Below are 12,859 nucleotides of genomic sequence, written 5' to 3' on the forward strand. Positions count from 1 at the left end.
AGAAGGCTCCTTGAGCGGGTCGGCACATGTCGGTGATTTCGAATGCGGGCATCCTAAAAAGATGAGCGTGCAGAGCAAGTAAAAGCACGTGAACCTCGAAGGAAGCGTAGAAGGCTCAAGGGGTGAAGCAGCCAGCAGCGGCGGCGTTCTGCTCCAGGTGCTCGAACCAGCGTGCGGTGGCCGGGTCGGCGTCGTGTGCGTCCAGGGTTTCGATGAAAGCGGCGCGGCAGTCGGAGCGTCGGGAGAACTCCCTTTGGCTGCATTCCAGGGGAGAGACGGCCTCCTGGCAGGCCTGGTAGTCGGTGAGGGCGCGCTGGTAGAGGCGTACGAAGCTGCGTACCCCCTCGGGGGCTGGCGGGGCGCGAAGGGCGCTCTGGGTCAGGCAGTCGGTGAGGGCCTGGCGCTGGTGGGGGCTTATGGAGTTGGCTTCCAGGCAGCGCGCTGGCGAGGCGTAGCCGTCGTCTTCAAAGTAGCAGGCGCAGAGGTAGGCGTTGGTGTCGGTGTGGATCAGCGCCAGATGGGCGCGGGCCTGGCTCACCTCGTGAGCGAAGTCCGGGGCGTTTCCCTGACCGGCGTTTGGTAGCGTCGTGCAGGCCAGGGCGCTGCAGGCCAGGGCGGTGGTGGCGAGGAGCGCGGCCAGAAGCTGGCGAGGGTTCATTGGTTTAGCATCCATGGGTCGGGGGCGTATCGTTGTCGGAGCTTTCTACGAAGCGTGGCAGGCGTTCGCGCCAGGGCTGCGGGAGTCAGTAGCAGCCGGCGTTCATGACCGCGTCGTCGAAGAGCTGGAGCCAGCGCATGCTGGCCTCGTCGGTGGGCCGGGCTTCGAACTCGGCGACGAGGGGGGCGCGGCAGTCGGATTGGCGTTCGGACTCGGCGCCGGAGCAGTCATCAGCGCCGAGGTTCTTGCAGTACTGGTAGGAGGCGTCTGCGCGTTGGTAGCGGATGACATAGTCATGCACGCCGCCGGGGGCGGGGGGGAGGTCGAGGATGAGATTGTAGGTGCATCGCATGACGTTGTTGCGATCGGCGTGGCTGACGGAGGTGCGGGTCATGCACTGCTCGAAGGAGTCGAAGCCGTCTTCTTCGTAGTAGCAGCCACAGTCGAAGGCGTCGGCGTCGGCTCCGATGAGATGGAGATGGGTGTAGGCGGCGGCGAAGTCGTTGGCAAACTGGGGTGAGTTGCCGGAGTTGGAGTCGCGGGTGTGGGAGGATGCGGGGCTGCACCCTGCCAGAAGAAAGGCCAGGGAGGAGGTGGCCAGGAGGAGGGTCGAAAGCTGGCGAGGGTTCATCGGTATCGAGTCCGTGTGGCGAGGGCGCATGGTAGTCCAGCGCAAAGCGAGGGTCGCAGGCTTCGGTGCTGGCCTCGAAGGGGAGCGTATCTGGCTTCATCTTCTGGAGAAGAAGCGGGCCCTGCAAGGGGCGGGTGGAACATTCGCCAGGCTGGTGAAGAAGGCCCTGTGGCTTGAAGCGATGCAGGGACGGGCGACGAGGGGCGAATCTCTACCCCGCGCAGTGTGTGAGCATGTCGCAGCGGGGGAGAAAAAACGCTCGCCATCTGGCGAGCGTGTGGGGTGCGAGTCGAAGCCGCGCGGGTATGGGGTGTTGGGCAGACGTTGATGCCCGGTCTGCTGCGCCGAGCGTAGCGCGGCGGTCGCATTCACGGGCATCCGCGTCTGCTCCCGACCCGCTAGTTGGCGAAGAGGTTGCCGCACGACGAATTGAAGAGCATTTCGCCGGTGTCATCCATGTAGGTGATGACGGCTTCGGGGGCGGCTTCGTTCAGGGCATCAAGCTCTTCGCCGGCGGTGTCGCCGCAGCTCTGGATGCTGGCGAGGGTGTCGCGGGAGCAGGAGGAGGTGTCGATGGCGTTGACGCAGGCGACATGACGGTCAAAGAGCTCGTCGACTTGAACCAGGAAGTTGTGGACGGCCTGGTCGGCTTCGGGGTGGTCGGCGAGCTGGCCGAGGAAGCACTCGTTGAGTTCGTCGGCATCGGGCGGCGAGTTTTCCTGGAGGCAGGCAGCGGTCGACTCGGCCTCCAGGTCTTCGGGGAAGCATTCGCATTGGTAGGTGGTGTCGGCGAAGTAGGTCAGCTGCACGTTGGTGAAGGCTTCGGCCAGGAGCTCGGTGGTGGTCGGCTCGTCGGGGGTGGGATCGGGGTCGGCGGTGGGGCCCTCGGCGTCACCGCAGCCCAGGTGCAGGGCGCTCAAAACAAGAGTGAGGGTAAGCAGCAGGATCAGTTTACGAGACATAGTAAGCTCCTTTGTTGGGATATCCGGGTCATCGCGAATGGGGGCATCCTAGAAAGCTGAGTGTGTCGATCAAGTAAAAGGACGTGAACCCCTATTCGGGGGGAGCTCCGGGGGAAAGTCGACGGAGAGAGGTTGGTGCCGGTCGGAGTGTATCGCGTGGGCTGTCCGGGCGGCGCGGCCAGACGTGGGCGAGGATTCGTAGCTTGAGATGCCGTCGGTAGGGAGCGCCTTGTTGTCTGAGGCAGAAGAGAAGACGAGATGGGCGCAGGCCTTATCGATGGCCCGAATAGAGGTGGCGAGGTGGGAGAAAAAAACGCTCGCCGTCTGGCGAGCGTTTGGGGTGCGCAGCAGGGATGATATGAGGCCGGTAGGGCAGGTGGCGTCTTAGAAGCCGCCGTCGCCGCTGTCGCCGCCGACCTGTCCGCCGCCGTTGCCGCCGTTGCCGGGCTGAGGCTCGGGGGAGGTGCTGAAGCAGGAGACTTCGACGGCGTCTTGCATATCGCGCAACCAGTCCTGGTCTTCGGGGGTGAAGGTCTGTCCGTCGACGATCTCGTCGCGCTCGTCTTCACAGGCTTCGATGGCCTCCTCGATGGAGGTTTCGTCGCAGCTCTGGGTGTCGATGGTCTGGAGGCAGCGCTCGTAGGCCTGGAGAGCATCGAGGGTGTTTTCGATCACGATGTTGAGGGAGGCAGGGGGGGCGGGTTGTTCGCTGACGACCTGCCGGATGCAGGAGCTGATGGCGGTACCGAGTCCGCTGGAGTCGCTGATGTCGTCCGCGCACTGCTCGGCGCTGTTGTAGCCCCAGGCGTCAAAGGAGCAGGCGCACTCGACCTGCGCCTCGACCAGGTCGTTGCTTTCTTCAATGCTGAGCAGGTCGGCGACGGTGGTGGCGAAGGAGCCGCCGGAGTTTCCGTTGTCGGGGTTCACGTTGACCGAGCCATCGTAGCCGGTGGCGGAGCCTCGGCGCTCGGAGGACCCGCAGGCCGAGAGGAGCGCGGGGATGAGGACGAGGCTGGCGAGCAGAGCGAGTTTGCGAGACATGGGTTCTCCTACACATCGTGACGGGGGGAGGCGCGTTGGTGGTGGGAGTGTAGGGGAAGTGCGTTGACGAGCAAAGGAAAGGGTGCCGGCGAGCTTTCGTAAGTAGCGGCGTGGGGGGCGTGTGGGGAGGGAGTCCGACGTTGCTATGGCGAGGCTTGCGGGCGGGGACATGACAAAAACGCTCGCCAGTGAGCTGGCGAGCGTTTTTGAGCCGATGGGCCCGGGGGCCAGAGGGAGGCGTTCCGTTTAGATGCAGGAGTTGTAGCCTTCGACGTAGAAGTCGTCGACCCAGGAGGGATCGAAGTCCAGGCTGCAGTCCTCCAGACCTTCCTCGTAGGCACCGTAGCAGTCTTCGAGGTCGGCGTTGACGGCGTCAGAACAGGTCCCGAATGCGATGGGATCGTTGCAGGTAACAAAGCTCTGATAGTTGGCTGCTTCGCAGGCGACGTAGGCCTCCAGATCGCCCTCAAAGTCGTACATGCCGTTGATGAGAATATCGTTGAAGCAGGCTGTCAGGCTGGCGCGGTCGTTGGCGCTATCGGGGAGGACGCTTTCGTCGATGCACTCCTCGAAGGTGTCGAAGGGGGGCTCGTAGAGATGCGGGTTACAGACGCAGTCATGGCGGTGGTAGGCGTTGAAGGCCAGCGCTTTATCGGCCTCGATCTGCGCCAGGGTGGCGAAGAGGGCGCTGACGTCCACGCCCTCGTCGGTGTCGGGGTCATCGGGGGTGCCGGCGTCGGTCTGGTCTCCCGGGTTCTCATCGGTATCGGGATCGTCGGGGGAGCCAGCGTCGGTCTGGTCTGAGGGGGCGTCGTCGGTGTCGGAGTCGTCTCCGGCATCACCGAGGTCGATGGAGCCGTCATGACCGGTGGGAACGCCGCGACGCTGGGAGGAGGGGGAGCAGGCGCTCAGCGCGAGCATCAGGAGGAGGATGAGGGGCAGGTTTTTCGACATGGGGAGGACTCCGGGTTGGGGGAGGACTCAGCGAGCCGGTCGTGGGCGAGTGCGATCAGGCTCCGTGGCGTTCAGGCTTCGGAGCGACGCGGGCGTGGCGTGCACAGGCCAGGAGCCCGTGTAGGATTCGGAACGTGGGCGCATAAAACAGCCGGTATTGCGACGTCAAGGTTTTTGAAGCGCAGGAGAGGAGGTGGGCAAAGAAGGGCGCATAAAAAAAGCGCGCGCCAGAAGGTCTGGCACGCGCTTTCTTTTGCCCCGCTCAGGGGAGCCCTGGGCGGAGGCTCAGGCTATGGGGCGCGTGATGCGCCGGGAAGCCTTACTCGGCGGGAGCCGGGAAGAACTCTTCGTAGCAGTTGGCGACGGCCGGACCAAAGGTCTCCTGGTACCAGGTGGCACCGGGCTCGGCGGCGCAGGTTTCCCAGGCGGTGTAGAAGTCGTCTTCGCAGGTGAAGATAGCGTTTTCGGTATCTTCGGAGCAGACCGAGGTGTCGATGGCGTTCAGGCAATCGCTCAGGGTGCTCGTGGCGGGGCTATCGCATGCGACGTAGCTGGCAAGATCGGCGTCGGTGGTGTCCGCCCCGGCGATCGCAGTGGTGAGGCAGGCTTCGAAGGCGCTGAGCTCGGATTCCGAGAGAGGTTCCTCAGCCAGGCAGCTTTCGACGTCTGCGTAGCCACCTTCTTCAAAGGCGCAGTTGCAGTCGTAGGTGTCAAAGGCGGTATCGAGACCGGTGGTGAAAGCGACTTCGGAGGTGACGATGGCAGCGACGAGCTCTTCGTCCGTCAGTTCATCACCGGCATCGGTGTCATCACCGGCATCGGTGTCATCACCGGCGTCGGTGTCATCACCGGCGTCGGCTTCGGTGTTGGGCTCTTCGTCGGCGTCGGAGCCGCAGGCGCTGAAGGTGCCGGTGGCGAGGAAGAGGGCGAGGAGGAGGGTGAGAAGTTTGTTCATCGTACAACCTTGCGTGTTGAAGTGAGAGTGAATCCAAACCAGGAGGGGTATTTAGCAGTGATTTCAAGGACGTCAAGGGTGACGCAATGCGTCGACGATCGGGGTTTGCCGCGGGAAAGGGGATTGGGTACACCAGCGGTCGATGGATGACGGGTGCGAGAGGAGCTTGATGAAGCGCTTATTTGAGGCCTTTGAGAAGGCTGGCAAGGAACTGTATCTGGTGGGCGGTGCGGTGCGTGATGTGGCGCTGGGCATTCCCATCGATGAGCTGGATGACCTGGATTTTTGTACGAACGCGTTGCCGGAGGAGTCTCTGGCGATCATCAAAGGGGCGAACCTTCCCTTTTATGAGGTGGGCAAGGAGTTCGGGACGATCGGGGCAGTGCTCAGGGGGCCGGAGGAGAAGGGGTATCCGAAGGATTGTCAGGTCACGACCTACCGCTCGGCGGAGTATTACCGGCGGGGAAGTCGGCATCCGGTGGTGACGTACGGGGATACGATCGACCAGGACCTGGGGCGTCGGGATTTTTCGATCAACTCGATGGCGATGAATGCCGCCGGGGACTTCATTGATCCTTACGGTGGGCTCGATGACTTGCAGAAAGGGGTGATGCGGGTGGTGGGGGACCCGTGGGAGACGCTGGCCGAGGACCCGTTGCGGATTTTGAGGGCGGCGAGGTTTCAGAGTCGGCTGGGGTTCACGATTGATGGGGAGTTAAGGCAGGCCTCGGAGGATCGGGCGCATTGCATTCTGGAGATCAGCCGTGAGCGTTGGCTTCAGGAAACGACGAAGATGCTGCACGGGCCCTACATCCATCAGGCGATGGCGTTTCTGCAGGAGGTGGGGCTCTTGCAGATTATTTTGCCGGAGGTGGCGGAGCTGCGAAATTTTCATGCGTCGAGCCCGGTGCATCATAAGGATCTCTGGGAGCATACGTTGCAGGTGATCACGCAGTGCCCGCAGTCGGATGCATTGAAGTGGGCGGGGTTGATGCATGATGTAGGTAAGCAGTGGACGCGGGAGGTAAGTGAAGAGGAGGGGCGCGTCAGCTTTTATGGTCATGAGGAGGCGGGGGCGAGTGCTTTTGATGAGGTGGCCGAGCGCTTTAAGATGGATAAGGCTACCGCGAAAGAAGTGCGTCATATCATCGCGTTGCACGGGCGAATTCCGCAGTACAGCGGGGAGTGGACCGATCCGGCGGTGCGGCGGCTTGTGCGGGAGCTCGATCCTTATGTGGAGAGCATGCTGGACTTTGCACGTGCCGATTTGACGACAGCGTCTCTGGAGAAGCGAGAGGCGGCTCTGGAGCGTGTCGAAGAGCTCGCCGGCAGGATCGAGGTGCTGGAGCAGGCTCAGTCGCTGCGGCCGGAGCTGCCCAAAGGCATCGGGCGCATCTTGATGGACGCCTTCAAGCTCAAGCCTTCGCCGCTGGTGGGGCGGTTGAAGAGCGCGCTGGAAGAGCGTATCGTGGAGGGCCTTCTGGAAAGTGGCCGTGAGGCCGAATATTACGTGGAGAGTTTGCGCCGGGATCCGCCTGAAGACGGGCCGGAGCTGGCTTAAGACCACCTTAGATGGAGCGAGTGCGCCCGACGGGATGTGGGATGGACTGGCCCTGGATCAGGATAGCGCGATGGGAGAGATGACGATGAGCCTGAAGACACGCTGGGTGCGCCCCGCCATGCTATGGAGCATGGCTCTTGTGGTGATGGGCTGTGATGGTGGCTGCGATATGGAGGGGTTCGCGCAGGTGCCTTATCCCGAGGAGCATATCGATAAGACGGTGCCGGTGAGCGCGGAGGTGCGTCTGAGCAGTCACGGGCTCTCGTTTATGGCCAGTGAGGTGCCCAATCTGATCGGGGCGGTGCAGGAAGGGGGGTTGAGTTTTTGTATTCCACCGACAGAGTCGAGCAACTTCAAGTTCTGTCATGAAGATTCGACCTGTGATGATGGGAGCGTGGGGTGTCAGCTGGATCTGACGATTGAGCATGCCTCGTTGACCCCGCAGGCGCCCAATATGCTGGAGGTGAATGTTACGGTGGGGAACCTGGCGTATTCGTTGCCGGTGGAGGGGGATTTAGGGTTTCTGGGGGAGCCGACCTGCTGGCTGGATCTGTATCGAGTGGGTGGGTCGTTGGGAGATCCGGCGCAGGTGCCGGCGCAGATTCCTGTGACTTTCGGGGTTGATGAACTCAGTCCTTTTAATGATTTGCGCATTGAGGTGGGAGAGGTCGAGGCGAACGTTAACGGCGTGTACTACACGCTGCGCGGGAGAGGCGGGAGTGAGCTTGGTTGTCCTGCCCTCGCGACGCTGGCGGCGTCGTTCGCCGATAACACGCTGAAGCGTTTGATCGCCGATGAGCTCAACAACGCGGTGCAGGAGGCGGTGACCGGGCAGGTCTGCCAGGTGTGTGGCGATGGAGAGCCGGCCTGTAAGGCGGGCTCGACCTGTCAGGAGCATCAGGGGGCGCAGGTGTGTGTGTACGATGCGAACCAGAAGTGCGTGCCGCGGATGCTGGGCATGGAGGGGGCGATTGAGCTGGGTGCGTTGATCGGGGAGTTCTCCAGCGGTGATATCGCCGACATCTTCATGACGGGTCGGCTTGCAGACCGTGCGGTGGCCGATACGGGGCTCTCGCTGGCGGCGCGGGCGGGCTTCCAGCCGGAGACGTTTGAGACGTGTGTGCCGGTGGATCCGACGACGCGGCCTTCGTTTGAGCCGATCGTACCTTCGCCGACGATCAACAGTGATACGAAGCCGGACGGGACGCCCTTTATGTTTGGTCTGGCTCTGAGTCAGCGGGCGTTGCAGCACATGTTCTGGTCGGTGTGGTCGAGCGGCGGGTTGTGCGCGTCGGTGGGCTCGGCGCAGGTCGATATGCTTTCGACGGGCACGATTGCCGGGCTTGTGCCCTCGCTGAGTGTGTTCTCGACCAGAGATGCGCCGATGCGCATTCAGCTCGCGCCGCAGCAGGCTCCGAATGTGGTGCTGGGGGCCAATGTGGTGCGCACCGAGGGGAATAACCGCGTGGTAGAAGAGGGCCTGCTGACCCTGGATTGGAAGGATGTGGACCTGCATATGTATGGGTTTGTGCAGGAGCGCGATACGCGTCTGTTTACGCTGCGTACCGATATTGAGCTTCCGATCGCGGTGACGATTGACGATCAGGGCCAGCTCTTTGCGGTGCTCGGCGACATCGAAGGCGCCCTCAAGAATATCCGTGTGCTCAACGACGAGTTGCTCGCCGGTGATGCGCAGGCGTTGATCGACCTGCTTCCGACGTTGATGGGTTTTGCGCTTCCGGCGCTGACCGAGGCGCTGGCTGATCCGATCGATCTGCCGGAGTTTGTGGGCTACCGCCTGCTTCTGGATGATGATGATATCAGGGGGATCGACAACAATGAGTATCTGGGGCTTTTTGCGGACCTGGAGTTTGTGGGGAGCGAGCCGTCGGCCGGGTTGATGTCGGTGGTGGGCTCGGAGGTTCATGGGACCACTGTGGTGGTCACACATGCGTATGGGAAAGCCCCTGCGGTTCGCGTGGAGCTGGATGTGCAGGCGACTGAAAGCGGGATGCCGGTGTCGGATCGAGCCTATGAGTACGCGTATCGCCTCAATGGTGGGGGGTGGCAGCTTGCGGGTGTGGGGCCGAACCTGGTGTTCACCGATCCGATGTTGCGTCTGGAGGGCGAGCATAAGGTGGAGTTGAGGGCGCGGGCGATGGCTGAGGGGGCGCGTTGGCAGTCGGTGCCCACCGAGCATCGTGTGACGGTGCATTACAGCGCTCCGAAGTTGAAGTTGGCCTGGGGAGAGGATGCTGCGCTTGTGCAGATCGAGTCGGCGAGTGCGTTGCAGGCGTTGGAGATGCGTGTGCGCTGGCTGGATGCGCGCGGCGAGGGGGCGTGGAGCGCCTGGGGTCCTGTGCGTGAGATCGCTGAGGTGGAAGGCAAAGAGCAGCTTGAGGTTGAAGTGCGAGATGAGGCCGGGCGTAGCACGCGGTCGACACTTGGCGCCCGAGGTCAGGCGTTGGGTCAGGATGATGGCGGCGAAGAGGAAGGCGGCTGCGCGACGAGCTCGGGCAGCGGTGGTCCCGGAGCGCTGCTGCTGATGGTGGGGCTGCTTGTGGCAGCGCGTTTGCGCCGGCGTGTGGCCGGGGCTGTGGCGATGGTGGCGCTTTTGAGCCTCACCGTCGGATGCAGTGATGATGCAGCGCAGGCCTGTGCGAGCGAGTGCGCGGGCAATGAATCATGTGTGGAAGGGGCGTGTGTGCCGCTGAGTTGTGAGAGCAGCGCGGACTGCCCGCAGGGTTATTGTGAGGGTGGCCAATGCCTGGCCGGGTGCTCGGAGCCTTCGGATTGCTCCCAGGAGTGCGGCGTGGGTGAGTTTGCGACCTGTGGCGAGGGCAATCAGTGCGTATGCGAGAGCTTCTGTGCGGAGGGGTGTGGTGAGTCGCAGTACTGCTGCCAGCAGAGCAACAGCTGCACGGAGTTTCCGAACTGGTGCGCCGATGTGACCTGTGAGCCGGGCTTTGAGCCGCAGATCACCAACATGGGCAGCTCCGATCCGGCGGCCTGTGAGGTGACCGGCGGGAGCTGTGCATGCGTGAAGTTGCCTCCGATTCCGGTGGGGTATTTTGGTGGGTACAGCTCGATGGACAGCCAGGGTGATCTCGTGGCCGCGAGTGCGTTCAACCTTCGCTATCAGGATTTGATGGTGGGTGTGGCGCGTGGCGGTCTGGAGTTGGAGTGGATGTTTGTGGACGGTGTGCCCACCCGCGGCCGTATTCGCGGTGATGTGGATGGTCCGCGTGGCGGTCGCACCGATGGTGGGGACCGGGTGGGGACGCATACCGCGCTGGCGATTGATGAGGATGAGGTGGTGCACGTCTTCTACCGCGATGAAGATGCGCAGGTGTTGAAGTACGCGCGTGGTGTGGAGTCTTCGGGGAGCTGGGAGTTTGAGATCAGCGTGCTCGACGAGGATGGCGATGTGGGGCTCTCGACGGCGGTCTTGCGCGAGGGGAATGTGCTGCATCTCTTCTATGTGGCGCGGACTGAGGAGGGTGGCTCGGAGCTTCGCTATCGCGAGATTCCGGTGGACGGGGCGCTGGACGCGCTGGTCGATCTGACCCCGCAGGTGCTTCATCAGGGAGTGAGTGCGCCGGTGGAAGGGCTGGAGGCACATCCGCCGGTCGTGGCGTTGCATGTGCAGCTGCGTAAGGTCGGCGATCGTATCTTTGTCGGCTTCTTCGACAACGTGGCCGAGCGCGCCTCATGGTTGTGGCGCGATGCCCAGGGGCAGTGGGGCAGCGTGCAGCAGTATGGCGAGGCCACCGGGGTCTATACGAGCCTGGTGCCGGATGAGGCCGATCAGGTGCACGCGGCGTATATGAAGGTTGACCAGATGGCGTTGGCCTACCGTGCGCCGGGCGGGGCGGAGGAGCTTGTCGTCGACGGGATTCGCGATACGGCCAGCGGTTGGACCGATGCGCCGATCGGCGATGATGTGACGATCTTCCGCGAGGAGGATGGGAGCGTGCGCCTCTTCTTCCATGATGCGACGAACCATCGGTTGATGGCCGCAACCCGAGCTGCCGGTGGTGGCTGGAATGTGGAGACGTTGGCCGGAAGCCTGGAGTCGGGGACGGCGGCGCACGGCTTCTCTACCCGGGCAATGCTCTGGCCGGAGGGCGGCTGGGTGGTGGCGGATATGATGATCGACACCCAGGTCGATCCGCCTGTGGGTGAGGTTGTGCTGCGCCTTGTGCAGTAACGATTCAAGGTAAGAGGACGCGCCTCGCACTCAGAGATCCGCAAGGATCGAAAGGGTGCGTTTGAACGCCGGCATCTCAAAAGGGTGCCGGCGTTGGTGCATCCGGGGGAGGCTCGCGCTATGTTGGGGGGGAGAGGCCATGGAATCGGCGGACGACGTACAGGTAGGCGATGCAGAGCAGTCAGGTGTTTGGGAAGTTCGGGTGGGGTGCGATGGTGGCGCTCCTGATGGTGATCGGAGCGCAGCATCACGCCAGCGCGCAGGGCAGGGAGCTCTCAACGGCGGATCGGGTGGCGATGTTGTATGCGCCGCAGCTGAACTTTACGCGAAGCGGCGATCCACTGATTCGGCTGGGGATCCTGGAAGGGGAGGAAGAGGTTGAGTTTACGCCGAGTGAGCCGATTCGGGTGATGCCACAGGGCCCGGGAGGACCGGAGATCGATCTTCCGGGGGATACGACCTACACCGTCACGATGAGCAACGGGAGGGCGGGGCGCTATAAGCACTGGGTGGTGGTGGACCGGGTGGCGGTGGACCAGCGCGAGCGGGTCGACGGTGTTCTGGGGCAGTGGGAAGGGCGCGGAATGATGCCGCGCACCTTTGAGGTGGGGGGACTCTTTGCGGTGCGGGGCAAGGTGTTTGATTCGCGGGTGCTCCTTGTATGCGTGGGTGGGGCGGACACGTTTGAGGAGGCGCAGTCGTTGCGGCGTCGGCTGGAGGCGCAGTTCGGTATCAACGGAAGCGTGCACAGTGAGCGCCTGGAGTTTCCGGGGGGCACGTTGACGTTGAGCGGGCGGGGGCTCGATGTGAGTATTCGCCATGATGACGTGCTCTGGGTGAGCTCTCGCCGTGGACGTGAGGAGTCGATTCGCTACACGGTGCCGGGGATCAAGAAGTCGTATAACGCCGGGGAAGAAACCCGCCGCTATACCGGGGAGTTGATCTTTGCCTCGGATAAGAACGGCAAGGTTGCGGTGATCAACAACCTGGGAGCGGAGCGGGTGCTCAAGGGAACGGTGCCCTCGGAGATCTACGCGTCGGCGCCCCAGGGAGCGCTTCGGGCGCAGGCGATCGCGGCGCGTAATGAGATCTTTGCGGCGATCGGTGTGCGCAACCTGGCAGACCCCTACATGCTGCGGGCTGATGTCTACGATCAGGTCTACGGGGGCATTGATAACGAAGATCCGCGTACCAATGAGGCGGTCGATGCGACGCGTGGCGAGGTGATGCTGGCGGGAAACCGCATCGTTAACGCGGTGTACAGCTCGAACGCCGCCGGATTTACCGAGAATAATGAGAATGTGTGGGATGCCGAGCCCTGGCCGCATCTTCGAGGGCGGCCGGATGCACCGGCGGGAGATGTGCCGGAGGCGTTTAAGGACGGGATCACCGAGGCGAATATCGAGGCGTTTCTGGCCAGCGATTTTCCGGCCTACAGCAAGACGGCACCGGTGAGCAGTGCGCGGCTCTACCGTTGGACGCGGGAGGTCGAGGCCTCCCAGGCGCAGAGCTGGCTTGCCGAGCGAGGGGAGAATATCGGACGCATTCGGGACGCCGAGGTGATCAGCCGCGGGGTGAGCGGGCGAGTGATTCGACTACGCCTTCAAGGGGAGCGCGGGGAGGCCGTGGTGGAGCGGGAGCTCAACGTGCGGCGGCTCTTCGGAGGGCTGCGCAGCGGGCTCTTTGTGATGGAGATCGAGAAAGGGCGCGATGGGTTTGTGCGTACCTTTAACTTCCGCGGCGGTGGGTTCGGCCATGGGGTGGGCATGTGTCAGACCGGAGCAATCGGCATGGCCTCGCAGGGGAGGACGCATCGCGAGATTCTCACGCATTATTATCGCGGGATTGATGTGACCAAATTGTATTGAGGGCGGTGCCGGGAGGTTG

9 protein-coding genes are annotated in these 12,859 nt (G+C 63.1%); 3 read left to right on the forward strand and 6 right to left on the reverse strand.

All coding sequences use genetic code 11. The features are described 5' to 3' along the window. Positions 1-115: 115 nt before the first annotated feature. From EA187_RS16000 to EA187_RS16025, 6 genes are all read right to left on the reverse strand, one after another. A complete protein-coding gene (locus tag EA187_RS16000) occupies positions 116-658 on the reverse strand; it encodes a hypothetical protein (protein ID WP_115607944.1) in 543 nt (180 codons plus the stop codon). An 85-nt stretch (positions 659-743) separates the two neighbouring features. Then, positions 744-1,289 (reverse strand): hypothetical protein, encoded by a 546-nt coding sequence (locus EA187_RS20885; protein ID WP_127780918.1) that lies wholly within the window; start codon positions 1,287-1,289, stop codon positions 744-746. Positions 1,290-1,687: 398 nt separating this feature from the next. Further along, positions 1,688-2,251 carry a hypothetical protein gene (locus tag EA187_RS16010; protein ID WP_115607949.1) on the reverse strand — a complete coding sequence of 188 codons (564 nt, stop codon included), beginning with the start codon at positions 2,249-2,251 and terminating at the stop codon, positions 1,688-1,690. A 384-nt stretch (positions 2,252-2,635) separates the two neighbouring features. Then, positions 2,636-3,292 carry a hypothetical protein gene (locus tag EA187_RS16015; RefSeq protein ID WP_127780919.1) on the reverse strand — a complete coding sequence of 219 codons (657 nt, stop codon included), beginning with the start codon at positions 3,290-3,292 and terminating at the stop codon, positions 2,636-2,638. A 246-nt stretch (positions 3,293-3,538) separates the two neighbouring features. Further along, a complete protein-coding gene (locus tag EA187_RS16020; protein WP_127780920.1) occupies positions 3,539-4,246 on the reverse strand; it encodes a hypothetical protein in 708 nt (235 codons plus the stop codon). Positions 4,247-4,565: 319 nt separating this feature from the next. Then, positions 4,566-5,201 carry a hypothetical protein gene (locus EA187_RS16025; RefSeq protein ID WP_115607956.1) on the reverse strand — a complete coding sequence of 212 codons (636 nt, stop codon included), beginning with the start codon at positions 5,199-5,201 and terminating at the stop codon, positions 4,566-4,568. A 169-nt stretch (positions 5,202-5,370) separates the two neighbouring features. On the opposite strand from EA187_RS16025, the gene EA187_RS16030 reads away from it, so the two are divergent. The 3 genes from EA187_RS16030 to EA187_RS16040 all read left to right on the forward strand — a co-directional run bounded on the left by EA187_RS16030 (position 5,371) and on the right by EA187_RS16040 (position 12,840). Next, positions 5,371-6,762, forward strand: a complete 1,392-nt coding sequence (locus EA187_RS16030; RefSeq protein ID WP_164856330.1) for a CCA tRNA nucleotidyltransferase — start codon at positions 5,371-5,373, stop codon at positions 6,760-6,762. Positions 6,763-6,847: 85 nt separating this feature from the next. Then, positions 6,848-10,972: a hypothetical protein gene (locus EA187_RS16035; protein ID WP_127780922.1), complete on the forward strand. Its 4,125-nt coding sequence runs from the start codon at positions 6,848-6,850 to the stop codon at positions 10,970-10,972. Positions 10,973-11,142: 170 nt separating this feature from the next. Next, positions 11,143-12,840, forward strand: coding sequence for a SpoIID/LytB domain-containing protein (locus EA187_RS16040; protein ID WP_115607961.1), 1,698 nt, complete (start codon positions 11,143-11,145; stop codon positions 12,838-12,840). The last annotated feature ends 19 nt before the right edge of the window (positions 12,841-12,859 follow it).

The organism is Lujinxingia sediminis, assembly GCF_004005565.1.
Classification (GTDB): Bacteria; Myxococcota_A; Bradymonadia; order Bradymonadales; family Bradymonadaceae; genus Lujinxingia; species Lujinxingia sediminis.

Coding starts and splice junctions, on each gene's coding strand:
- EA187_RS16025 (WP_115607956.1), bottom strand. CDS start 5,201: ATGAACAAACTTCTCACCCTCCTCCTCGCCCTCTTCCTCGCCACCGGC.
- EA187_RS16010 (WP_115607949.1), bottom strand. CDS start 2,251: ATGTCTCGTAAACTGATCCTGCTGCTTACCCTCACTCTTGTTTTGAGC.
- EA187_RS16020 (WP_127780920.1), bottom strand. CDS start 4,246: ATGTCGAAAAACCTGCCCCTCATCCTCCTCCTGATGCTCGCGCTGAGC.
- EA187_RS16030 (WP_164856330.1), top strand. CDS start 5,371: ATGAAGCGCTTATTTGAGGCCTTTGAGAAGGCTGGCAAGGAACTGTAT.
- EA187_RS20885 (WP_127780918.1), bottom strand. CDS start 1,289: ATGAACCCTCGCCAGCTTTCGACCCTCCTCCTGGCCACCTCCTCCCTG.
- EA187_RS16035 (WP_127780922.1), top strand. CDS start 6,848: ATGAGCCTGAAGACACGCTGGGTGCGCCCCGCCATGCTATGGAGCATG.
- EA187_RS16000 (WP_115607944.1), bottom strand. CDS start 658: ATGAACCCTCGCCAGCTTCTGGCCGCGCTCCTCGCCACCACCGCCCTG.
- EA187_RS16015 (WP_127780919.1), bottom strand. CDS start 3,292: ATGTCTCGCAAACTCGCTCTGCTCGCCAGCCTCGTCCTCATCCCCGCG.
- EA187_RS16040 (WP_115607961.1), top strand. CDS start 11,143: ATGCAGAGCAGTCAGGTGTTTGGGAAGTTCGGGTGGGGTGCGATGGTG.